The 22,120-nt window shown below is 68.9% G+C and carries 19 protein-coding genes; 5 read left to right on the top strand and 14 right to left on the bottom strand.

Translation table 11 applies throughout. The annotated features are described in order from the left end of the window. Positions 1-7 precede the first annotated feature (7 nt). The 6 genes from FPZ12_RS04185 to FPZ12_RS04160 all read right to left on the bottom strand — a co-directional run bounded on the left by FPZ12_RS04185 (position 8) and on the right by FPZ12_RS04160 (position 7,537). A complete protein-coding gene (locus FPZ12_RS04185; RefSeq protein ID WP_144758042.1) occupies positions 8-355 on the bottom strand; it encodes a hypothetical protein in 348 nt (115 codons plus the stop codon). Further along, the gene (locus tag FPZ12_RS04180; protein WP_144758043.1) at positions 352-1,566 is read right to left on the bottom strand and encodes a glycosyltransferase family 87 protein; all 1,215 of its coding nucleotides are present in this window, start codon (positions 1,564-1,566) and stop codon (positions 352-354) included. Before FPZ12_RS04180 ends, FPZ12_RS04185 begins: the two co-directional genes overlap by 4 nt. Next, on the bottom strand, positions 1,563-3,677 hold the full coding sequence (locus tag FPZ12_RS04175) for a transglycosylase domain-containing protein (RefSeq protein WP_166462565.1): 2,115 nt from the start codon (positions 3,675-3,677) through the stop codon (positions 1,563-1,565). The genes FPZ12_RS04180 and FPZ12_RS04175 overlap by 4 nt, the downstream gene beginning before the upstream one ends. Positions 3,678-3,999: 322 nt before the next feature. Then, positions 4,000-4,437, bottom strand: a complete 438-nt coding sequence (locus FPZ12_RS04170; protein WP_144758045.1) for a BlaI/MecI/CopY family transcriptional regulator — start codon at positions 4,435-4,437, stop codon at positions 4,000-4,002. A gap of 75 nt (positions 4,438-4,512) precedes the next feature. Next, positions 4,513-5,445: a M56 family metallopeptidase gene (locus tag FPZ12_RS04165; RefSeq protein WP_144758046.1), complete on the bottom strand. Its 933-nt coding sequence runs from the start codon at positions 5,443-5,445 to the stop codon at positions 4,513-4,515. A gap of 76 nt (positions 5,446-5,521) precedes the next feature. Continuing rightward, positions 5,522-7,537 (bottom strand): phosphocholine-specific phospholipase C, encoded by a 2,016-nt coding sequence (locus FPZ12_RS04160; RefSeq protein ID WP_144758050.1) that lies wholly within the window; start codon positions 7,535-7,537, stop codon positions 5,522-5,524. Between the two features lie 326 nt (positions 7,538-7,863). Between FPZ12_RS04160 and FPZ12_RS04155 the strand changes: the two genes are divergently transcribed. Continuing rightward, positions 7,864-8,445 (top strand): GrpB family protein, encoded by a 582-nt coding sequence (locus tag FPZ12_RS04155; protein WP_144758047.1) that lies wholly within the window; start codon positions 7,864-7,866, stop codon positions 8,443-8,445. 26 nt (positions 8,446-8,471) lie between these two features. Here the strand turns inward: FPZ12_RS04155 and FPZ12_RS04150 are convergent, their stop codons facing one another. From FPZ12_RS04150 to FPZ12_RS04120, 7 genes are all read right to left on the bottom strand, one after another. Further along, positions 8,472-10,238 (bottom strand): pectate lyase, encoded by a 1,767-nt coding sequence (locus FPZ12_RS04150; RefSeq protein ID WP_150980184.1) that lies wholly within the window; start codon positions 10,236-10,238, stop codon positions 8,472-8,474. 170 nt (positions 10,239-10,408) lie between these two features. Next, positions 10,409-10,669 carry a hypothetical protein gene (locus FPZ12_RS04145; RefSeq protein WP_144745620.1) on the bottom strand — a complete coding sequence of 87 codons (261 nt, stop codon included), beginning with the start codon at positions 10,667-10,669 and terminating at the stop codon, positions 10,409-10,411. An 18-nt stretch (positions 10,670-10,687) separates the two neighbouring features. Next, entirely contained in the window at positions 10,688-11,620 is a 933-nt protein-coding gene (locus tag FPZ12_RS04140; protein ID WP_144745619.1) for a CE1 family esterase, read from the bottom strand. A gap of 124 nt (positions 11,621-11,744) precedes the next feature. Continuing rightward, a complete protein-coding gene (locus FPZ12_RS04135) occupies positions 11,745-13,091 on the bottom strand; it encodes an aminomethyltransferase family protein (RefSeq protein WP_144745618.1) in 1,347 nt (448 codons plus the stop codon). 137 nt (positions 13,092-13,228) lie between these two features. After that, complete coding sequence (locus FPZ12_RS04130; protein WP_166462564.1) at positions 13,229-14,254, bottom strand: ABC transporter substrate-binding protein; 1,026 nt, start codon at positions 14,252-14,254, stop codon at positions 13,229-13,231. 78 nt (positions 14,255-14,332) lie between these two features. Next, positions 14,333-15,220, bottom strand: coding sequence for a methylenetetrahydrofolate reductase (locus FPZ12_RS04125; RefSeq protein WP_144745616.1), 888 nt, complete (start codon positions 15,218-15,220; stop codon positions 14,333-14,335). Continuing rightward, the gene (locus FPZ12_RS04120) at positions 15,202-16,476 is read right to left on the bottom strand and encodes a PucR family transcriptional regulator (RefSeq protein ID WP_144745615.1); all 1,275 of its coding nucleotides are present in this window, start codon (positions 16,474-16,476) and stop codon (positions 15,202-15,204) included. The genes FPZ12_RS04125 and FPZ12_RS04120 overlap by 19 nt, the downstream gene beginning before the upstream one ends. Positions 16,477-16,716: 240 nt before the next feature. Between FPZ12_RS04120 and FPZ12_RS04115 the strand changes: the two genes are divergently transcribed. Further along, the gene (locus tag FPZ12_RS04115; protein WP_144745614.1) at positions 16,717-18,093 is read left to right on the top strand and encodes an aminomethyltransferase family protein; all 1,377 of its coding nucleotides are present in this window, start codon (positions 16,717-16,719) and stop codon (positions 18,091-18,093) included. Positions 18,094-18,227: 134 nt separating this feature from the next. Here the strand turns inward: FPZ12_RS04115 and FPZ12_RS04110 are convergent, their stop codons facing one another. Then, complete coding sequence (locus FPZ12_RS04110) at positions 18,228-18,827, bottom strand: TetR/AcrR family transcriptional regulator (RefSeq protein ID WP_208025731.1); 600 nt, start codon at positions 18,825-18,827, stop codon at positions 18,228-18,230. Between the two features lie 125 nt (positions 18,828-18,952). On the opposite strand from FPZ12_RS04110, the gene FPZ12_RS04105 reads away from it, so the two are divergent. The 3 genes from FPZ12_RS04105 (at position 18,953) to purU (ending at position 22,116) form a co-directional block, all read left to right on the top strand. Beyond that, positions 18,953-20,281, top strand: coding sequence for an aminomethyltransferase family protein (locus FPZ12_RS04105; protein WP_144745612.1), 1,329 nt, complete (start codon positions 18,953-18,955; stop codon positions 20,279-20,281). A gap of 79 nt (positions 20,282-20,360) precedes the next feature. Next, positions 20,361-21,221 carry a methylenetetrahydrofolate reductase gene (locus FPZ12_RS04100; protein ID WP_144745611.1) on the top strand — a complete coding sequence of 287 codons (861 nt, stop codon included), beginning with the start codon at positions 20,361-20,363 and terminating at the stop codon, positions 21,219-21,221. Between the two features lies 1 nt (position 21,222). Beyond that, on the top strand, positions 21,223-22,116 hold the full coding sequence (gene purU / locus FPZ12_RS04095) for a formyltetrahydrofolate deformylase (protein ID WP_144745610.1): 894 nt from the start codon (positions 21,223-21,225) through the stop codon (positions 22,114-22,116). Positions 22,117-22,120: the final 4 nt, after the last annotated feature.

Below are 22,120 nucleotides of genomic sequence, written 5' to 3'. Positions count from 1 at the left end.
CAGCGCCCTAGCGCGGGGCCGGCGGGTACGGCGGGCGCCGCCTCGGTTGGTAGCCCGGGGGTTGTTGCCGGGACCGCGGCGGCACCTGGCGCCCGGGCGCGCGTTGCGGCGGCCGGACGGGGCCGCGCTGGGGTGGCCGGCGCTGCTGCTGAGGGTCGGGCCGGTTGACCCTGGCATCGAACAGCAACAGCAACCCGCCGAGGACGATGAACGGCAGGGGGAGCCAGAAGTTCCCGGCCAGCACGCCGAGGCCGATCCCGATGATGAACAACGGGCCGGCGGCGCACCAGCAGAACGGGTCGATGGGGCCGAGCGCCTTGCGCTGGGGACGGCGGTCTCGCGAATCGGCGTTCATGCGGCCAACTCGAACTCGGTGCCCTCAGCGGACAGTTCCCTCGTACGACGCGGGAGGAACGCACGGAACGCGGTGACGGCGAGCAGGGCGAGCGCGGCCAGCTGGTAGCTGCTGCCGGCGATCTTCTGCGGCAGCGACCAGATCTCCGGATCCTGCGGCATCGTGTAGTGCGGCGCCATCCAGATGATCGTCACCGCGATCCCGCCGGTGATCAGCAGCGGCCCGTGATGGCGCTGATAACCCCGGATCAGCACGACCGCGGCCGTGGGCAGGGCCAGGATCCATTGGTGCGACCAGGAAATCGGCGAAAGCAGCTGCACACCGGCCGCGATGACGCCGAGCCCCAGCGCCAGGTCCCCGTCTGCGAGCGTGCGCCGGGCGCCCAGCCAGGTCAGCACGATCACGGCCACCACGAGCAGCCCGCCCACGACCGTCAGCGCGGTGCCGCTCATGCCGAGCTTCGTGAGGCTGGCGAACACGGACTCGTTCGCCAGCGGGCCGCCGATGTTCATGCCCGTGGCGTGGAAAACCCGGTTCGTCCAGTAGAAGACCGAATCGCCGGGAATGACAACGGCGGTCAGCGCGGTGAGCGCGACGAACGTGACGACGCTCGTGATCGCGGCCCGGAAGTCCTTGCGCAGCAAGAAGAACAGCACGAACCCGGCCGGGGTGAGCTTGACCGCGGCGGCGATGCCGATCAGCAGTCCGCGCGGCCAGCGCGTGTTCGGCGTGAGGCAGTCGAGCGCGACGAGGCCCATGAGCAGAACGTTGATCTGGCCCCAGTAGATCGTGTTCGCGACCGGATGCCCGACCAGGAGGACCACGGCGGCCGCGACCACTGTCCACGGCTTCGCCAGCAAAGCCCGCAGCGACGGCACTCCGGCGCGGTACGCGAGCACCAGCGGGATCAGCATGAGCACGGTGGCCGCGGTGAGCAGGCGGAAACCGATCGCGGGCGGAAAGAGCGCGAGCGGGACGAACAGCAGCGCGGACGACGGCGGGTACGTGTAGGGCAGCGCCCCGCCGATACTCGAAACGGGCAGCTGGGTGTAGATCGACTGGCCGTGCAGGAAGGTCAGCGACCCGAGGCGGTAGACGTCGGCGTCACCCGGGTGTTTGGGAAAACCGTGCGCCACGGCGAAAAGCACGACCAGCAGCCCGAGTGCGGACAGCCAGCCGGCGCGGCGCGCGAGAACCGGCGGGATGCTCATTGCGATCCCCCGGTGCCCGCCCCCACGTCCCCGTGTCTCGACGTGGACGTTTCCGTCGTGCTGGTGCAGTCCACGAGGCAGGTCGGGGTGTCCGACGGTTCGTGGTCGTGCCGCGAGGACGACGTGGCCGTGGTGGTCGGGGTGTCCGTCGTCGGCGTGGCGCTCTCGCTGGACGGCGCGCTGCTGGTCGGCGTTTCGGTGGGCTGCGTGCTGCTCTCCGGGATGCCGGGGAACTGCTCCGCGGGTTTGCCCGCGAGGTAGGTGTTCATGTAGTCCTGCCAGATGTAGCCGGGCTCTTCGCGCCCGTAGACGTCGTAGCCGTGCTCTTTGCCGACCCCGTTCTTGTAGTTGCCATAGATCGGCGCCGGTTGTTTCTTGTTGCCGAACCACACCGCGGTGACCACCTGCGGGGTGTAGCCCACCATCCAGGCCTCGGAGTTGTGCCCGCTGTTCTGGTACTGGGCGGTGCCGGTCTTGGCCGCGTTGGGCCGGTCGCCGCGCAGACCGTCCGAAGAGGACGATGCGACGTCGGTCATCGACGCGGTCACGGTGCGGGCGATCGTCTCGTTGGTGGTCGCGTCGGAGCTGAACGCCTGCTTCGCGGAATCGGTGAACCCGTAGAGCTGGTTCCCGCTGCCGTCGGTGACCTTCGAGACGAAGTGCAGCGGGATGTACTTCCCGTCGTTGGCGAAGGTGGCGTAGCCCTGCGCCTGGTCGAAGGGCCGCACCGGGTACTGGCCGATCGAGATACCCAGCTCGGTGGTGCCGGTGCCCTGGCCCGTCTTCGGGTCGTCGTTCTGCAGCGAGTCGAACGTGGACGCGCCGAGTGAAGAGGTGATCTGCTTCGGGATCCCGGCGTCCCAGGCGGCCTGGCGCACGGCGTCGACCCCGACCTGGGCGCCCATCCGGTAGAAGACGGTGTTCACCGATTTGGTCATGGCGTCCTTGACCGTGATCTGCGGGGCGCCTTCGCCGTCGGAGTTGTGCACGAGCTGGCCGTCGATGTTCTGGTTGTCGCTGCCGTCGTAGACGGTGTTCAGGCCGATTTCGGACGGGTCGTTCGCCAGCCCGGCCGCGAACACGTACGGCTTGAACGAGGATCCCGGCTGCTCCGGCGTCATCGCCAGGTCGTAGGAGGTCGATCCGTCCCCGCCGTAGTAGGAGAGCACTCCGCCGGTGGCGGGATCGGCGGAGACGAGCGCGGCGCCTTCGTCCGGATACTCCTTGTCCGAAGCCATGATCTTGGCCACCGACTGTTCGGCGTCGGTCTGCGCGGCGGGGCTGATCGTGGTGTAGATCTTGGCGCCGGAACGCGACAGCGACTGCGCCGACTGGCCCTTTTCGTTCAGCTCGTTCATGACCGCGTCCATGAGGTACTGGCGGTCCGGCGCGTCCTGACCGGTTGTCGCGCCGGTGCCGGTATTCGCCTTCGGAGTCGGGAAAGTGGCGCTGGAGAACTCGGCCTGGGTGATCCAGTGGTTGGCCAGCAGCCTGCCCATGACGTAGTTGTAGCGCTGCTGCTGGTACGCGGTGTTGTTCGCATATCCCGGCAGCTGCACGAGCCCGGCCAGCAGCGCGGACTGCTCGGTGGTGAGCTTGCTGACGTCCTCCCCGAAGTAGGCCTGCGCGGCGGCCTTGATCCCGTAGGCGTTCCGTCCGAAGTAGACGGTGTTGAGGTATGCGGTGAGGATGTCCTGTTTGGTGTAGGTGCGGGTCATCTTGTAGGACTGCACCATTTCCACGGCCTTGCGGCTGAACGTGGGCTGGTCGTTGCCGGTGGCGTTCTTGACGTACTCCTGGCCGATGGTCGAACCGCCGCCGGTGCCGCCACCGAACCGGTTGAGCACGGTGCGCACGATGGCCTTCAGGTCGAACCCGGAGTTCGTCATGAAGGTCTCGTCCTCGGCCGCCATCTGGGCGTTCTTCATGGTCTGCGGGATCTGGTCCCACGTGACCAGCTCGTGCGAGCCCGCGACGCCGGATTCGGTGCCCAGTACGGAACCGTCGCTGTAGTAGAGGGTGACGGGCTGGCCCTCACTGGCCGCGAGCGCCGTGGGATCGGGCACGTCGACCAGCTGGTACATCACGATGAACGCGATGACGGGGCCCATCGTCGCGAGTCCGATGAGGACATAAAGGGTGCGACGGACGCGGCGCCACAACTTGCGCCTCCTGCCCCGGCGACCGGGTGGCGGCGGAGTTCCGGCACCGGAGGAAGGGTCTCGTGGCGGGCGGGGCGGCGGACCTCCCGGGCGCATCGGCGGCCGGGCGGGCTGCTCCTCGGGCCAGCCGGCCCGCCTGGGCGGATACCCGGGTCTGTCGTGCACTGATGGATCTCCCGCGCCACGCGAAGGGCCGCGGAAACCACGGCCGAGAGGTCAACTACTACAGATACTGTAGTAGTTGATGCGTGAAGCCCGTGTCGGCACCGGCTTAACGGCCGCCGACTCCGCCTTCCGGCTCGCCGAAATCGGCGCCGAGCACGTCGCGCAGCGCGCGTTCGTCGTCCGGTGAGAGTTCGCTCACGAAGCTGGCCAGTACGGCATCGCGGTCGTTCTCGGCCTCGAGCATCCGGCGCATGCGCCGCCCAGTGACCTTCGCCGGGTCCCCGATCGCCAGGTACGCGTAGGCCCGGCCGGTGCGGTACCGGTCGAGGACGCCCTGTTCGTGCAGGCGGGTGAGAGTGGTCACGACCGTGGTGTAGGCGAGGGGGCCCGAGCCGGCTTCGGTGAGCTGCTGGAGCACTTCGGCCGGGGTCTGTGCCCGGCCATCGCGGCGCAGGAGTTCGAGCACCAGCCCGCTCAACTGCCCGGCGCCCCGCCGCGACAGCCTGCCACCGCTGGTCGCCCAGTCGCCCTTTTGCGCGCTCACCCGCGGCCCTTCACCCGACGTCGTCCGAGCCGAGTGTAAAACGCTTACCTTGCTTGAAGAAAGCTCGTCCCGGCATCACTGGTAGGCGGCCTGCGCGACGTTGAACAACGCGTTGAGATCCCAGCACACCATGACCGCCGAAACGGCGGCGACGCCGAGCAACGTGAAACCGGCCAGCAGCAAGGGAGAATGCACTCGGGGCTGTCCGGCGAGCAGCGCCACCACACGCCGCGGCACCGGGCCGAGCTTCGCGGGCTTGGCCGGGCCGACACCGAGCGCCATCGGGTGCGCGCGTCGATGGCCCGCGGCCAGCAGGGCCGCTTTGCCGATGGTGCGGGCCACAAGTCCGCGATCGCCCGTCTCGCGTGCGGCGTGCTCGTCGGCCCAGCGTTCCACGGTGTAGCCGACCGCCGTGGCGAGCGGGCGCAGCACCGGATTGGCCGCGGCCGCGCATTGCGCGATGAGCACGAACAACTGGTGCCGCCCGGTGAGATGCGCTTTTTCGTGCGCGCGCACCACTTCCCACTCGCGGGCGTCGAGCGCGTCCAGCATCCCTGTGGACACCACGATCCGCCCCGGGAAGCCCGGCAACGCATACACGCGCGGCGCGTTGTCGTCCCGCACCGCGACGCCGTCCGTCACCGGGAGCCGTCGCGCCAAGCGGACGGCGTGGGCGAACGAACGGATCCGGCGAACGGCCGCGAACACCAGACCGGTCAGGAAAAGGACGAACAGCACACACGCGAGGATCGCGATCCAGCGGGCGTCGGGGTCGTCCCGGCGGAGCGTGCGGGCCGACCAGTGGCCCAGGTCGGCGAGCGCGTGGATCTGGCCGAGCACGGTGGCCGTGAGCGCGGCGAGCGCGACGCCGGTGGCGCCGGCGAGGACCACAGCGGAGCCGGTCAGCAGCCAGGTGGCCGGTTTCGGCGGCAGCCGTTCGGCGAGCAGCCGGGCGCAGCAGGCGGCGGGCAGCGGCATCAGCAGCGCGAGGTACACGAATACGTGCATGCCCGTCCTCAGCCCAGTCGCGGTTTGTGCCGCCCGCCAGTCTAAAACCAGGCCTTGCCGGGTGAACAGCTCCTCCTCAGGCGCCCAGTGCCGGATCGGACAAGGTGATCCGGCCGGTTTCCACGTGCCCGGCGAGGCGGCGGGTGAACCCGTCCGCGGCGAAAGTCACGTCGTACCAACCGGCCGCGTCCTCGGTGCGCACGGTGTGCGTGACGCGCGCGCCGGGCCCCACCTGGTAAGTCACGGGCCGCGTGGAGCCGTAGCCGTCGGCGTTGGTCGCCTCGACCTGCGAGGTCGCTTTCCCGTTGTTGGTCACGACGACGGCCAGTTCACCGTCGCGGCCGGGGCGCGCGCTGACTTCGAGCGCGGTACCTGTGCCCGCGAAGCTCCGCAGGAACCCGTTGGGGCCGTGGACGGTGAAGTCGTACTTCCCGCCGGAAAGGCTCCATTCAGCGGAAACCGGGCGCCCCGGGCCCGCGGTGTAACTCCACGGCCCGGTCGCGTCGCTCGCCGAGGTGACGTGGAAGCACGCGCCCGCCGTGCCGTTGCTGGCGAACTGCAACGCGAGCGTGCTCGCGCTCAAGTGGCCATCGACGCTCAGGTCGTATGGCAGCGGCATCGCCGGGCGGCGGCCGCGTTCCTGCCGCGGCAGCGACGGGTTGGCCGGAGGCGTGGGCACGTAGTCCGGGTGACGGTCGTTGTCCGGCGGGACGTACGCCGCGGTGGAAGGCAGGCGTGGCACGGTGTTCTCAGCGCGGGAGAAGTCGAACGCCGACGTCAGATCACCGGTGACGGCGCGGCGCCACGTCGAGATGTTCGGCTCGTGCACGCCGAAACGGCGCTCCATGAACCGGATGATCGAGGTGTGGTCGAACACCTCCGAGCAGACGCGGCCGCCCTTGCTCCACGGGGAAAGCACGAGCATCGGCACCCGCTGGCCCAGCCCGTAGGGCAGGCCGTTCAGCACCTCGCCCGTAGTGTCCACAGTGGACGCACCCTGCGCGGCGGACGGCGGCGCGTAGGGCGGCACGACGTGGTCGAAGAACCCGTCGTTCTCATCGTAGGTGACCAGCAGCGCGGTCTTGCTCCACACGTCCGGCACCGACGTCAGCGCGTCGAGGACCTGCGAGATGTACCAGGCGCCGTAGTTCGCGGGCCAGTTCGGGTGCTCGGTGAACGCCTCCGGCGCCGCGATCCACGAGATCTGCGGCAGCTTCCCGGCCTTCACGTCGGCCTTGAGGACATCGAACAGCGTGCCGCCGTTCTTGATGTCCGTGCCGGTGCGGGCCTTGTCGTACAACGGGTTTCCCGGCTGGGCGTCGCGATACTGGTTGAAGTACAACAGCGAGTTGTCGCCGTAATTGCCGCGGTAGGCGTCCTCTATCCAGCCCCAGCCGCCCGCGGCGTCGAGGCCGTCGCCCTCGTCCTGGTAGATCTTCCACGAGACCCCGGCCTGTTCGAGCCGCTCGGGGTACGTGGTCCAGCTGTAGCCCTTCTCGTCGTTGCCGATGACCGGGCCGCCGCCCTTGCCGTCGTTGCCCGTGTACCCGGTCCACATGTAGTAGCGGTTCGGGTCGGTCGAGCCCATGAACGAGCAGTGGTAGGAGTCGCAGATGGTGAAGGCGTCGGCGAGCGCGTAGTGGAACGGGATGTGTTCGCGGGTCAGGTACGCCATCGTGGTGCTGCCCTTGGCGGGGACCCACCGGTCGTACTTGCCGCCGTTCCACGCGGCGTGGGTGTCGCTCCAGCCGTGCGGGAGGTCCTGCACGAACTGCAGGCCGAGGTTGCTGGCCTGCGGGCGGAACGGCAGCACGTCCTTCGTGCCGTCGGACTGGTACCAGACCGGCTTGCCGTTCGCGAGTGCTACTGGGCGCGGGTCGCCGAAGCCGCGGACGCCGCGCAGCGAGCCGAAGTAGTGGTCGAAGGAGCGGTTCTCCTGCATCAGCACGACGATGTGCTCGATGTCGCGCAGGCTGCCGGTGGCGTGGCTCGCCGGGATCGCGGCGGCGCGCGCGATGCTGTCGGTGAGCGCGGTGGCCGCGGCGGTGGCTCCCGCCACCTGCAAGAACCTGCGCCTGCTGAGATCGCTCATCGTCGTCACTCCCGGTGCTTCTGGTGGTGGGGCTGCCGACATTCTGGTGATCGAGAGCGGCGTGCGCGTGAACCGCAGCGAAACACTCAGCGCAGGTGAGCCACGTTCGTCCGCGCCGCGGGAACCAAGGTGGCGGGCCACTTCGGGCTGGCCGAGAACCAGGCTGCGCCCTTTTCCGGTCCCCGTGTCGAGCAGGGACGCGCCGGTGGTGAGCCTGGTCAGCAAGTTGGACAGTTTCATGACGTCCCTTTCCTCGGCGGACATCCGCGAGGAGGGCCGGAATGGTGGGTTGATCCGTGACAGGGGTTCGCCGGTACCTTCGGGGCATGGCTGCCGCTGTAGTCGTCGAATACGAACCAAGTTGGCCAGCCCGCGCGGCCCACCTACTCGACGAGGTACGTGCCGCGTTCGCTTCGGATGGTAATCGCTTTGTCTACGACCATATCGGGTCGACGGCCGTGCCGGGCCTCGCCGCCAAGCCGATCATCGACCTGCAGGTGCGGATGCCGTCGCTGCCCGATTTGGCCGACGTCGCGCGGCGGCTGGCCCCCACCGGCTTCGTCCCGGCGCACGGGGCGCGGCCGGACTCGCCGGGCGTCTACCGGGACACACCCCGCCCCGGCGACCCGACCGACGACGAGCTGTACACGAAACGACTCTTCCACGATCCGAGGCGCGCGGCGATCCTCCACATCCGGCGCCTGGACTCACCTTTCGGCCGGTTCGTCGTGACCTTCCGGGATTGGCTCCGCAGCAACCCCGAGCAAGCCGCACGATACGAGGCGATCAAACGCCGCCTCGCCGAGCAGCACGCCGAAGCCTCCGACTACGACGACTACACCCGGGCCAAGTCCGCCTTCTTCAACGAAACCGATGGTGAGATGCGGGCCTGGGCTCGGGGACATTGAACGCTCAGAGCAGCCCTCCCGCCCGATCACCCCGCCACATAAGCCACCAGCCTGCCGGCGTTGGCGATGTACGTGGCTGTGCTGATGCCCTGCGGCCGGTCCTGCGCCACATAAGGCGGCTCCGCCGGTGGGACGCGCGGGTCGTACGGCGAGGTGTCATACACATCGCCCACGTTCCTGCTCATGTACGCCCGCCCGTCGTAGGGCGTGCCGGGCGCCGGGCCACGAAAGGGGTTCGTGACGGCTTCGATCGGGGACAGCCAGTAGTCCTTGGTGCCGAGGCCGGTGATCAACGCCGCCGCCTCCGCATCGGTGACCGCGGGGATCGCCGGCTCGGCGCCGCGGAACAGGTCCGTCAACTCCAGGTCCTTGAGCGAGAAATACCGAGGCAACGGAATCGGCGCACCAGGCGACAACGGCGACCGGGCCCGGAGATCCGCCACCTCGGCGGGCGTCAGCGCGCGCAATTGTTCATAGGTGGCACGCAATCCCGCGGTATCAATGGCCCGACCGGCCGAATAATGGCTCAACGTGTCGTGATGATCATAATCGAAATAGTACGCACCGTTGCGGATGTTCGAGCCGAACCGGTGCACGAACCGGGCCCGGTTGGTGCCCAGCTCGACGTACGTCGGATGCGTTCGACCTGCCAGCAACGAATTTTCCGCGAGTTGCTGCACCGTCAACGGACAGCTGTCCAGCCAGGAGATCGCGTCCGGCACCCGGTCCAGGTAAGAATGGTCGCCGGTCAACCGGAAATAGTGGAACAGCTGACGCACATTCGTCTGGGTCGTATGCGTCGTCAGGGCACGCGGTTCGTACGAACGCGCACCGGCCGGCGCGCCCGCCGGACGGCCGCCGACGCTCCGCGAAAGATGTTGCAGGCCCCAACCGGCCTGCGGGGCGGGTTGTTGCAGCCGACGCAGGCAGTTCATCGCGCGCGTGACCGGCTCGACCAGGTCCCGCCTGCCCAGCGTCATGATGCACATGAGCAGGAACTTGATGTTCTCCCCCAGCACGTCGTCGTTGAACGTGACGTGCTGCGTGTACTCGCCGTCCTCCATGCCGTGCTGGACATCCTGCGGCAACCACGGGGGCACCCGCTCCGGCCACGGCATCTCGCTCACCGAGCCCGCGAACGACGGAAACCGTTGCGGCCAGCCACCATCGGCGACACCGCCCCGGAACTGCGCCTTCACCACGAACCGGATCGCCCGCTCCAGCGCGGCTTTGAACCGCGGGTGCCGCCGCTCCAGGTACAGACGCAGAATCAATTGCGCCGCCGTCGACGTACCGGCGTCGTCGAAGGTGGCGTTGCCGTAGAAGTGCTGGAACTCCTCCAGCCGCCACCCGTTCGCACCGATGGTTTCGTACCACTGTCGCAGCGACGCTTCGCCCGCGAAGTCGTGGATGTAGTTCCACCCGCCGACGGGAAGCTGCGCCTCGACCAGCGCCAGGCCGGTCCGTTCTGCCGCGCGGTAACACGCTTCGTCACCGGTGGCGTGGTAGGCGTCGAGCATGCTGTGCCCGACCGAAGGCGTGCCGGGTGGCTGCACCCAGCACATGCTCCGCTTCGCCTCCATCTCACCCCACGTCACCGAGAGGTCGGGGAGGTAGTTCCACACATACCCACCCCGGTAGGCCACCTGCTGGTCCAGGAAGACCGCGGCGCGCCGCAGCGCACCGGCCGCGTCGACCGTGGCGGCGACGGCTGGACTGGACCACCTCGCGCCCAGCGTGGCGAGTACCGGAGTGATGGCAAGCTGACCGAACCTACGACGGCTCAACGACACGCAGCTGACGATAGGATCATCGGGCACCCCCGCCTACCGCCGGTTGGAGTCGTTCCAGGGCAAGGAAACCGGGACGTTCGGCGCAGCGGGAAACGACCACCGGGGTAATCGGATGTGCCACCTCGCGCGGGAAGTACGACTGGAAGCTCCCGGGATCATGAGCCCGGGGCCTACGGAGTCAGGCCACCGCCGTCGGGTAAACGTCCGGCGGCCGACTGGGTTCCGCCGCCGCCCTTCCGATAGCCGACGACGCAGCCGTCGCCCACGGAAGCCCCGTACACCAACGATCCTTGCGGCGCGGGATCGTCGGCGCGGGCGATACGCACGACCGAGTCCGGGTCCGTGCCTACCACGATGCCTGCCACCACGGTCGCCACGAGCAGGGGCAGCGCCGATCGGCGCCCGGTTCTTTCGGGGAAATCGGTCTCCATGGGGCCGACACGATAGCGCTACACCCCGGCGAGCCGGTGTGCTTTGAAGAAGTCCAGGATCACTGGCGTCGCGTCGATGACGGTCGGTGTCGCGGAATCGTTGTTGGGGCGCGTGCTCGGCCACACGTGCCCGGCACCCTCGACGCGATAGTGCACGAGCGAGCAACCCGGCCACCGCTGCGTGACGACCCCACGCACGGGCGAGAACGACACTGGCCGCGGGAAGCAGTGGTCACGCGACGCCCAGGCTGCCAGCCAGTCCGGTATGGACGGAAGCCCCTTGGCCGGGTTGCCTCCGTAGGGGATCGTGGTGTCGGCGGTGCCGTGGAAGTCCACCAGCGCGACCTTCCGTGACGGCTCGCACGCGCCGCCCTGCGGGTAGAAGGCACCGGAAACCGGGGCGAAAGCGGCGATGCGGCCGGCCATCCGGCAGGCCAGCACACCGACGAAACCACCACCGTTGGACTTGCCGGCGGCGTAGATCCGCGCGGGGTCCACGCACAGCTGGTGTTGCAGTGAGGTCAGCAGATCGCTGGTGAACCGCACATCGTCGACCGGGGCCGAGTAGGGCGCGCCGGTCCAGGCTGACTCGCCGTCGGTGCCCGTCACGCCTTGCGGGTACACGGAAATCACGTCAGCGTCGGAAAACCCGGACAGCTGCTCCTGGTACAACGCGGTGCGTCCGTGCCCGTGGTAGGAGAGCACCAGCGGATACTCCCGTGCCGCCCGGTAACCGGCCGGCACGTGGAGGCGATACTCGCGGTCGACGCCGCCGGACGTCAGATGCGCGACCGTGGTGGCGCCCGGGGCCGGAGCGGCGAGGCCGCAGCCCGTGGTGGGCACCGCGTGGTCGACCACCCCCGGATCCGCTTCCGCCGGCGCGGCCACCAGCGTCCCGAAACCCAGAGCCACGGCCAAAACGATGGCACCACGGCGGAAACGTCCGGACATCCCGATCCTCCTCGATCGACGGGCGAGCACCCCCATGGTCGCCCACCCGCCGCCGGGGCCGAACATTGTGGTCATTGTGTCGACGGGCTGTGCCGGGAAGCGGCGTTCCCGGCACAGCACCGGCTCAGTGCTTGTCGATGGGGAACGGGCGCCGCGCCAGGGTCGCCCGGATCGTGGTCTGGCTGTGGCGTTCCACCGCGGGACTGCCCGAGCCGCCACCGGGTTCGCCCCAGACGAGCTGGACCTCCCGGCCATAGACCAGTTCGGCCTCGTCGATCAGGCAGATCGAGATGAACCCGCGCACGTTGGCCGAATAACTGCACAAAGTGGACAGTCCGATGAGCCGTCCCCCGTGTTCGACGCGGTCGAACTGGGACGCGGCGTAGAACGCGGCGGGCATTTCGAGGTGCTTGAAGCGTTTATCGCCCTGCTCGTACTGGCTGGCGAAGACACGGGCCACGTCGTCACGATGCCACGCCAGCCACGCCTTCTTGCGGCGCGGCCGGTTCTCGAGCTCTTCCAGCGCCGCGCGCCCGACGAACTCGTGGTCGAACTTGACGATGTGCCCGTAGCCCAGATCCCACGGGGTGACGTAGTAGTCCTCCACCGCATCGGAGACGAAGCTGCCCCCGAGCGAGAGGTTCACCTCGAAAGTCCTTTCATGCAGCCATTCCCGGTACGCCTTGGTGCTCTCACCCGAGTAGATCGCGGGCACGGTGTTCGCGATCCACCCGGACTCGGTGGCCACCGACGCGTACGCGCGCCCTCCCACCTGGCGGATCCCGGCGTCCGCCCCGGCTTCGAGCAGCGTGTCCCGGACCTCGTCGAGGTGCTCGCAGGGGCCGAACATCTCCAGCCCGGGGAAGCCGGACATGCGGTGGTTGAGCGCGGTCACCTCGTGTGCGCCGACGGTGAACTTGCCCATGGTGAAGAACGGGATCTCCGGCATCGGCCCGCCGTTGACCCGTTCGAAGATGCGCCCGGCCGCCGGCCCCTGCAGCTGCAGCCGGAAGAACTCGCGGCCGTGCGGGTTCTGCGCGGTCCGCTCGTCGCGCCGCAGTGACACGTCGTACCCACCGGTCTCGGCGTGGAACTGCACCCAGTTCAGCGCGGGTGGCCGCCCGACGAGGCGCACCACGTTCTCGGCGAGGCAGAACAGGATGCAGTCGCCGACCAGGTAACCCTCGGGTGTGCAGGCGAGGAACTGCTTGGCCTTCATCGGCCCGAACCCGGCGAAGGTGTTCGCCCCGAGCTTCGAGAGCAGGCGATAGGTATCCGGCCCCGAGACCGTCAGATCCGTCATGTGGTGCGACAGGTCCATCAGCGCGGCGGTGCGGCGCCAGCTCTCCTGTTCGTCCCGCCAGTTGGTGAACTCGGCCCGGATCGGGAAGGGGAACACCCCGGACCGGCCGCTGCGCAGCAGGTTCAACGGACCGCCGTGCGCGCGAATCTCCTCTTCGAGATTTGCCATCGTTGCCTCCGTATCCCGTCCACCACAACGGAAAGTGGTGAACTGTACGGTACGGTACAGCCGATGACGCTCCGCAGGTCTCCCCGCGCCAGGGCAAGGTGTTCGGCTTTGGTTGCAGGATCCGCACCGTGCGCCCGCTACGGCAGATACTCATTCGTCCAGTTCTCCTGTGTCAGCTTGGTGCCCTTCGGGAACGCGCCCTCCTGGCTGATGAACGACATACTCGTGGTCCAGCCCTGTTCGTCCATCGCCCCGGTCTCCGGGAAGTCGACCAGGCGCAGGCTCGCCAGCAGGGTCGGTTTCGCGACGGAGGTCAGGGTTTTGCTCATCACCTCCACGGCCTCGGACTCGTGCGCCCGCGTGTACGCGCTGCCGTCCTGCACCGCCTTGATGAACCGCCGGACCAGGTCGCTGTTCTCGTCCGCGTAGCTCTGCCGCACCACCACGAGCTGCCCGTACCCGCTGCGCGCCGTCGACCACGCGGGCACGCTGCCGGGGCTCGCCACGACGATGCCGTCGCCCGCGTCCTGTACCGCGAGCGGGGTCGGCTCGGACGTGACGAACCAGTCGATCTGGTTGTTGTGCAAGGAGGCCTTGTCCGCGGCCGGGCTCGGCAGCATCACGTAATGCACGGCGGCCGGGTCCACGCCGTACTCGCGCAGGAAGATCCCGGCCTGCCCCTTGGTGGTGTTCGAGCTGGCGCCGCCGGTCGAGCCGATCAGGGCCTTAGCCACCACCTCGGGCGGGCTTTGCGCGGTGAGCCCGTGCTCCTGCGCGAACCGGGTGCTCACGATCAGCCCGAGCGGGCTGCCCGCCCCGTCCATGCCCACCGCGATCTCGGGGATCTTCCGGCTCACCGCGGTCAGGAAGTCGGTCGGGCTGTCGTTGATGAACTGCACCGAATCCGACTGCAACGCGGCCGCGTAGAGGGACGCGGTGAGGTTGACGAACTCGACGTCGAGCCCTGCCGCGCGGAAGAAACCCTTCTCCTCGGCCATCCGCATCGGGGTGTCGAAGATGCTGCCACCCACCCCGACGCTCACGTGCGTGACGCCGTCGGGCTCGTCCGGCCCGCATCCGGCGAGCAGGCCGGCGCACAGGAGCACCACGAAAGCCACCACGCGAGCCCCGAGTGCGCCCGGACGACGCTGTCGGTTCACCACTGCTGTCACCACGCTTTCTGTTTTTCGCAGGGAGGAACACCGCACCACTGTCCACAGTGGTGCGTTCTGGAACTGGTTTCAGGAGACGGCCGGGCGGGGCAGCTCCGAGCGGACCCGCGAAACGAGCCGGCTCGCCCGGGACAGGATGACGCCCTGTGTCAGGCTCGCGAGCGGCCAGACGATGTCCGCCGAGATCTTTTCTCCTTCTTCGAACGCTGCTTCGCCCGCGTCGGCGAGGCGCTCGAGGAGCTCCTCGGGCAGGCACCCCTCGGGGAGTTCGTTACGCAGGAATTCCGCTTCCTCGGCCGACCGCAGGTGATGCACCGTGGCGAACACCGGGACCTCGCCATCGATCACGTCGAGCAAGGGCTGTAGCGCGTCGACCGTGTAGACCGGGCTGGTGACCACGAAATGCACCCCGGCCTCGATCTTGCGGCGGATCCGGGCGCGGTCCTCGGCCGAAAGCTCCGGCACGGCCCGCAGCCGGACGCCGATCTCGAACTCCGTGGCCTCGTCCAGCCGGAGCCCGTAACGATCCTTGCCCTCGTTCAACGCGCACAGCAGTTCGATCAGCTCGACCACGTCGACGGCCCAGCGGCCCTCGGCCCTCGACCTGTCCCCGGCGGGCGGCGGACTTCCGTTGCCACACACCAACCTGGTGATGCCGCGGGCGTGCCCGCCGAGCAGATGCGCCTGCAGCGCCATGACGGTGCGGCTCCACGTGGTGACGGTGGCCAGCGCCGGGATCCCGGCCTGGTTCCGGGCGGCCGCGGCCAGGTCGATCGACTGGTTGGTGCTGGTGTACCGCGACCGCTCCGGCCCGGAGGTCGCGGTGACGACGAAATCGGCACCCGCCGCCCCGGCGTCCACGGCGGACTCGATCGCCGCCTCCCGCTCCCCCGGCTCGGGCACGACATACGCGCCCAGTAGCGGAGCATTCCGCTCACTCAGGAGGAAATCGCGCACGGGCCACCTCCCATTCCGTTGAAGATCTCCAGCGCCACCTGGACCACCAGCCGGTCGGAGTAGGCGTCGAGGTCGAGTCCGACGATCTCACCCGCCCGGCGGACGCGGTAGGCCACCGTGTTCGGATGCGCGTGCAACAGGGCGGCCGCGCGCAGCGGGCTGTTGTTCTGCCGGAAATACGCCGTGAGCGTCTCGCAGTACTGGGTGCCGTTGTTCCGGTCGTGGTCGATGAGCTCGCCCAGCACGCCCCGCGCGAATCCCTTGAGCCTGCCGGGATCCCGGACCTCCGCCAGCAGCCGGTGGATACCGAGCGCGGCGAACGACGTCACGCCCGAAAGGCCCGGCATCAGCCTGCCGATGTCCACCGCGTGCCGGGCCTCGGCGTACGACGTACTGATGGTGACCGCGCCGGTGTGCGCGTCACTCAATCCGACGACCAGGCGCAAATCGGGAAAGCGCGCCAGCACGGCCTCCCGGCACAGCCGGGCCAGCTCGGTGAGCCGTGACGCGAGTGCGGTGTCGTCGTCACCCGGGACGAGCGCGACCACCTCGGTGCCCCGATTCACGACTGTCGCGTTCGGACACCGGGTGGTCAGCATCCGCTCCACCAGATCGGGGACGGCGGCCTCCGATTCCAGCGCGGCCACGAGCGCCCGGTGCCGCTGGTCCGGCTCGATGCCCAGATGCCGTGCCCAGCCTTCGACGTCCGCTTCCGAGCGATCGCTGACGAGGACCAGCCCGTCGAACAGCTCCTGGCGCGCGCGGCCCGCGGCGATCGCGACCACCCGGCGCCTGCTGAGGATCACCGCGCTGATCATCGCCGCGTGCTCGGTCACCATGATCCGGGAGTCCTCATAGGTCTCGTCGGCGTCCTGCGCGGCGGTGACCAGATAGGCCACCGAATCCTCGCCCACGAGAATGGGCGCCACCACAAGCGAAACCGCCGAAGCGCCCCAGGCTGGCATCGAGACGGCGCGGCGCATGCGGGCCGCCGCGGCGATCAGCTGGGACACGGTTTCCGGTTCCTCGTCGAGGATTCGCGCGGCTCCTTCCGCGAGCTCGCGATCCGCGGCGCCGGCGAACAACGCCAGCGCGGACAATGCTTTGTCGAGCACCGCCGCCCACACCCCGGCTCGCTGCGCGACGACCGTCACGACCTGTTGCAGGCCGGAATCCGTGGTGGCAAGACTGGAAAGCTCGCTGCACAACGCCACCACGCGGTGCACGTCGGCGAACTCTGCGCCGGGCGCGGTCATGAGGCTCGAAAGCTGGTACGCAAAGCTTTCTCACTTCCCTTCCGCGACGCTGGTTCCGGCTGCTGTTGCGTTTCACCAAACCCGATGACAGGGCCCGCTGTCCAGTCCGCGCCACGACACTGTGCCCGGCCACAAGCGACACCCACGCCGGTTTGAGTCCCGCAACCATGCGCGACGGCCACCGGCTTCGGCAAGGTTGATCTCGGCAGTTTTGGCCGGATGGAAGGAAGCACCCCGCAGATGGCAGCCGAAAGTCTCCAGGCAGCGATCGACCGCGTCGGCAACGCCGTCGATCTCATGCGCAACCAGCCGCGCAGGGCGTTCTCGCACGGCTTCGGGTTCGTGCCGGGCGAGTTCACGAACTGGCGCGAAGAAGCGCTGGCGTGGCACGAGTCCTGCGCCCTGCTCGACCAGTCCCACCACATGAACGACCTCTTCATCGACGGCCCGGACACGTTCCGGTTGCTGGAACACCTGGGAGTCAACAACTTCCGCGGGTTCGGCAACGACAAGGCGAAGCAGTTCGTCGCGGTCGGCGACGACGGGCACTACATCGGTGACGCCGTCCTGTTCGGACTCGGCGACACCTCGGCCGATCTCGTCGGCAGGCGTACCGCGCTCGACTGGGTCGAGTACCACGCGCGGACGGGCGAGTGGGACGTGACCGTCGAACGCGACCCGCAGTCGGTCGACCGGGGCGGGCGGCCGCCGAAGCTGTACCGGTTCGAGATCCAGGGCCCGGCGGCGGGGCCGCTGGTGGAGAAGCTCACCGGGCAGCCGATCCCGGACGTCCGGTTCTTCGGCATGACCTCGCTGGAGATCGCCGGCCACCGCGTGCGTGCCCTGCGGCACGGGATGGCGGGGCAGATCGGGTTCGAGCTGTTCGGCCCCTGGGACGAGGGTGACGCGGTGCGGGAGGCGATCCTGCAGGCCGGTGAGGAGTTCGACCTGCACCGGGTCGGTTCGGTCGCCTACTCCACCGCGAACCTGGAGTCCGGCTGGATCCCCGGCCCGATGCCCGCGATCTTCACCGACGACAACCTCCGGGCCTACCGCGAATGGTTGCCGGCCTCCAGCGCGGGTTCGCTCGGCGGAAGCCTCAACTCGCCGGACGCCGCCGATTACTACGTCACCCCCTACGACCTGGGCTACGGCAAGTTCGTCGATTTCGAGCACGAGTTCGTCGGCCGCGACGCGCTCCGTGCCCGCGCCGCCGAGCCGCACCGGCAGAAGGTCACGCTCGTCTGGCACCCCGACGACGTCGCCAAGGTGTTTTCCTCGCTGTGGACGCCCGGGCCGACGTACAAGTACTTCAACCTGCCCAAGGCGCGGTACGGACTGTTCCACATGGACGAGGTCCTCGCCGGCGGAGGCCGCGCCGGGATCTCGATGGACTGCGGCTACGTGGTCCGCGATCAGGCCGTGGTCTCGCTCGCCGTGGTCGACGAGGCCTTCGCGCGGCCGGGCACCGAGGTCCGGGTGCTCTGGGGCGAGAACCCGCGCTCCACGAAGCCGGCCGTGGAGCCGCACGAGCAGGTCGAGATCCGCGCCACCGTGGAATCCGCTCCGCTGAGCCGGTTCGCCCGGGCCAGCTACCGCACCGGGGCGAACCAATGATCGCGCCAGGAAGTGTTCCCCCAGTGGTATGTGTGGCGATGCGGGTGAGGGCCTCGCCGGCGGCCACCTCAGAACCCTCGGCCGCGCAAGTGCCTGGCCCACCGCGAGCGGCTCCGTTGCCGATACAACAGAACCTAGGTGCGTGTCTTGGCTCCGTTGAGGAAGATCTCGACCGCGGTGGCGATGCTGCGCTCGACCTCTTTCCGGGTCGGGGGCGCGGCGGGGTTCATCAGCATCCGCATCTGCAGCCCGCCGAGCATCGCCTGGAACAGCTGCCCCGCGGCGAGCACCGGGTCCTCGAGCTCGAGGACTCCCTGGCCGCACAACTCGGCGAGGTAGCGGCCGAGGATCGCGTTGCCCACCGCCGGCGCGTGTTCCAGGAAGGTCTCCCCGGGGCCGGGGATGCGTTCCGCCTCGGACTGGACGAGCCGGTGCAGCGCGATCGCCTCGGGGGCGAGCACGATGTCGGCCAGGTACCGGCCGAACTTCCGCAGGGTCGCGGTCACGTCGCCGCCGGGCTGGAACGAGCGCAGCGGCTCGGACAGCCGGCCGATCCGCCCCTCGACGGCGGCACGGAACAGCTCGGTCTTGTCGGTGAAGTACCGGTACAGCGTGGACTTCGAGCCACCCACCGCGGTGACCACGTCCTCCATGCTCACTCCGGCGTAGCCGTGGGCGATGAAGAGCTCGGCCGCCGCATCGACGATGCGGGCCCTCCGGTCTGCACTGTTCACAGCTCCCGAGGGTAGCCGCTGCCTTATCGACGGGCCGGGCCCGGCGGCCCGCGGGCTTGAAATCGTCATGAGGTGTACCGTACCGTACAGTTTCGTCAGCGGCGATGCATCAGGAGGCGCAAGTCATGTCAGCACCCACTCTCCAGTCCGGGATCGACCAGGCGGGCTCGGCGGTCTCGCTGCTGTGGAAACCGGGCTCGGACCCGTGGATGCCGGAGGTCGTCGACCCGGAGTACGCCAGCTGGCGCGCGGAGCAGACCGCCTGGCATGACGGCGTGGCGTTGCTGAACCTGTCGCACCACATGGCCGACACAGTGATCGAGGGCCCGGACGCCACGCGGCTGCTGTCGGAGGTCAGCGCGAACAACTACACGTCGTTCGAATTGGGCCGTGCCAAGCAGTTCGTGCCCGTGACGAGCCGCGGGCTGCTGATCGAGGACGGGATCCTGTTGCGGGAACAGGAAAACCGCTACACCCTCAGCGGGGTGTCGGCGGCCCAGAACTGGGTGAAGTACCACGGGGAGACCGGTGGTCACGACGTCACGTTTTCGACGGACCCGGAAAGCCGCCTGCGCGGTGGCGCGAACCCGCGGATTTACCGGTACCAGGTCCAGGGCCCCGGGGCGCGGGAGCTCGCCGAACGCGCGTTCGGCGGGCCTCTGCCGGAGACCAAATTCTTCCACTCGCAGCTGGTCTCTTTGCAGGGCAGGACAGTCCGGGCGTTCCGGCACGGGATGGCCGGGCAGGCCGGGTTCGAGTTCGTCGGGCCGTGGGCCGACGCCGAGTTCGTCCACGAAGCGCTGCTGCGCGCCGGGGAGCCGCTGGGCCTCGTGCGCGTGGGGTCGATGGCGTACCCGACCGCGAGCCTGGAGAGCGGCTGGATTCCCACCGTGGTCCCGGCGATCTACACCGATCCCGACCTGGCCGGGTACCGGGAATGGGTGGGGCTGTACTCGTTCGAGGGGCAGAAACCCTTGCACGGCAGCTTCTACTCCGAGGACATCGAGGACTACTACGTCTCCCCGTACGAGCTCGGCTACGGCAAGCTGCTGTCGTTCAAGCACGACTTCATCGGCCGCGAAGCGCTCGAGAAGTCACGGGAGGACATCCACCGCACCAAGGTCACCCTGGTGCTCGACAAGGACGACGTCCGGGCGACGCTGGGTGACGGGTTCGTGCTCAGCTACGCCCGTTACCGCGTCGAGCACAAGGGGGACCTGCTGGGCATGACCTACTACGCCGGGTCCCTCGATCCGGTCGGCACCGTGCTGTCGCTCGGCATCATCGACTCCGCCCGGGCCGAACCCGGCACGCAGGTCGAGCTGGTGTGGGGCGAGCACCCCGGCGCCGGCACCGCACCCGACGCGGACCTCGGCTTCCCGCGCATCCGCGCGACGGTGCAGCCCGCCCCGTTCGATCAGCACGCCCGCACCCAGTACCGCCGCGACACTTGACCACAGAACCGAAGACAGGGCCACCACCACCGTTTCCGGTGGCGGCCCTGGATCCCCTGCGCTCGAAAAGAGGTACACGATGCCCCAGGACACCGCGCTCGCGGCCGCCACCGCACTGCTGGGCGATTTCTCCCTGGAGATGACAGGGAAGGACATCGCGAACCTCACCGCGGCGCGCGCGCTGATCCCGGCCGGGACCAGGGTCAACGTGACCTACCTCGGCACCGAAGACCTGGCGATGCGGCTGGCGGCCGTGAAAGCCGTGCAGGACTACGGGTTCGTGCCGGTGGCGCATATCTCGGCCCGGCGCCTGCGCTCGCCGGCCGAACTCGAGGAGTTCCTCGCCGCGCTGCAATCGACGGGCGCGAGCGAGAACGTGTTCGTGGTCGGGGGTGACCCCACCCGGCCCGAGGGACCGTACGAGGATTCGCTCGCCGTACTGCGTTCCGGGTTGCTGCAACGGTACGGGGTGCGGCACGTGAGCGTCAGCGGCTACCCGGAAGGGCATCCCGGCATCGGCGATCCCGTGCTGTGGTCGGCGATCGAGGACAAGAACGCCGTCCTGCGGGCACAGGGACTGGCCGGCACGGTGATCACCCAGTTCGGGTTCGACTCCGACGCGGTGCTCGCCTACGTCGACGAGGTCCGCAAACGCGGGATCGGCCTGCCGATCCGCGTCGGGGTGCCCGGGCCCGCCGGGATCAAGCGGCTGCTGTCGTACGCGCGGCGGTTCGGGGTCGGCACCAGCACCGGGATCGCGAAGAAATACGGGTTCTCCATCACCAACCTGCTCGGCACGGCCGGGCCCGACCGTTTCCTCACCGCACTCGCCGAGGGCTACGAACCGCACCGCCACGGCGAGATCAAGCTGCACTTCTACACCTTCGGCGGCCTCGAAGCCACGTCCGGCTGGATCGCCGACTTCCGCGCAAGGAACTGACATGACCCTCACCCAGGCCGCGCCACGCCAGCGCGCCACGCTTCCCCGGCTGCACAACCACGCCTCGCTCGTCGTGCACGGGCAGGACCGCACGGGCATCGTCGCCGCGGTCGGCAACGTGCTGCACGACTACGGCGCCAACATCGTCTCCCTCGACCAGTACTCCGACAACCCGCAGGGCGGGAACTTCTTCCAGCGCACCGTTTTCGGTGTGGACGACCTCAAGGCCGCGTTGCCCGACATCGACCGCGATCTCGCCGCGAAACTGGGCGACGGCCTGCGGTTCACGCTGCGCGATCTGTCCGTCCCGCAACGGGTCGCGATCTTCGCGTCGAAATCGGAGCACTGCCTGCTGGACCTGCTGTGGCGGCAGCGGCGCGGGGAGCTGGCCGTGTCCGTCGCGATGGTCATCTCCAACCACCCCGACCTCGCCGAGGAGGTGCGCAGCTTCGGCATCCCGTTCGTCCATGTGCCCTCAACGGACAAACCAGCCGCCGAGGCCGAGCACCTCCGCCTGTTGCAGGGCAATGTGGATCTGCTCGTGCTGGCCCGGTACATGCAGATCCTGTCCGGTGAGTTCATCGAACGCGTCGGCGTGCCGATCATCAACATCCACCACTCGTTCCTGCCCGCCTTCATCGGCGCGGGCCCCTACGCGAAGGCCAAGGAGCGCGGCGTGAAACTCGTCGGCGCGACGGCGCATTACGTCACCGAGGACCTCGACGAAGGCCCGATCATCGAGCAGGACGTCGTGCGCGTCACCCACGCTCACACCGCCACGGATCTGCAACGCCGGGGCGCCGACGTCGAGCGTGCCGTGCTGTCGCGCGCGGTGCAGTGGCACAGCGAGGACCGCGTCATCCGCCACGGCAACCAAACCATCGTCTTCCCGTGAAAGT

The organism is Amycolatopsis acidicola, assembly GCF_007713735.2.
Lineage (GTDB): Bacteria > Actinomycetota > Actinomycetes > Mycobacteriales > Pseudonocardiaceae > Amycolatopsis_E > Amycolatopsis_E acidicola.
The sequence above is the reverse complement of the archived record's forward strand: the minus strand, read 5'-3'. Positions and strand labels throughout refer to the sequence as shown.

Bases quoted from the DNA above. Each gene is read 5' to 3' on its own strand.
- FPZ12_RS04140 (WP_144745619.1), bottom strand. From the start codon at position 11,620: ATGTCCGGACGTTTCCGCCGTGGTGCCATCGTTTTGGCCGTGGCTCTG.
- FPZ12_RS04145 (WP_144745620.1), bottom strand. From the start codon at position 10,669: ATGGAGACCGATTTCCCCGAAAGAACCGGGCGCCGATCGGCGCTGCCC.
- purU (WP_144745610.1), top strand. From the start codon at position 21,223: ATGACCCTCACCCAGGCCGCGCCACGCCAGCGCGCCACGCTTCCCCGG.
- FPZ12_RS04165 (WP_144758046.1), bottom strand. From the start codon at position 5,445: ATGCACGTATTCGTGTACCTCGCGCTGCTGATGCCGCTGCCCGCCGCC.
- FPZ12_RS04120 (WP_144745615.1), bottom strand. From the start codon at position 16,476: ATGACCGCGCCCGGCGCAGAGTTCGCCGACGTGCACCGCGTGGTGGCG.
- FPZ12_RS04135 (WP_144745618.1), bottom strand. From the start codon at position 13,091: ATGGCAAATCTCGAAGAGGAGATTCGCGCGCACGGCGGTCCGTTGAAC.
- FPZ12_RS04100 (WP_144745611.1), top strand. From the start codon at position 20,361: ATGCCCCAGGACACCGCGCTCGCGGCCGCCACCGCACTGCTGGGCGAT.
- FPZ12_RS04160 (WP_144758050.1), bottom strand. From the start codon at position 7,537: ATGAGCGATCTCAGCAGGCGCAGGTTCTTGCAGGTGGCGGGAGCCACC.
- FPZ12_RS04185 (WP_144758042.1), bottom strand. From the start codon at position 355: ATGAACGCCGATTCGCGAGACCGCCGTCCCCAGCGCAAGGCGCTCGGC.
- FPZ12_RS04175 (WP_166462565.1), bottom strand. From the start codon at position 3,677: ATGGGCCCCGTCATCGCGTTCATCGTGATGTACCAGCTGGTCGACGTG.
- FPZ12_RS04155 (WP_144758047.1), top strand. From the start codon at position 7,864: ATGGCTGCCGCTGTAGTCGTCGAATACGAACCAAGTTGGCCAGCCCGC.
- FPZ12_RS04180 (WP_144758043.1), bottom strand. From the start codon at position 1,566: ATGAGCATCCCGCCGGTTCTCGCGCGCCGCGCCGGCTGGCTGTCCGCA.
- FPZ12_RS04115 (WP_144745614.1), top strand. From the start codon at position 16,717: ATGGCAGCCGAAAGTCTCCAGGCAGCGATCGACCGCGTCGGCAACGCC.
- FPZ12_RS04105 (WP_144745612.1), top strand. From the start codon at position 18,953: ATGTCAGCACCCACTCTCCAGTCCGGGATCGACCAGGCGGGCTCGGCG.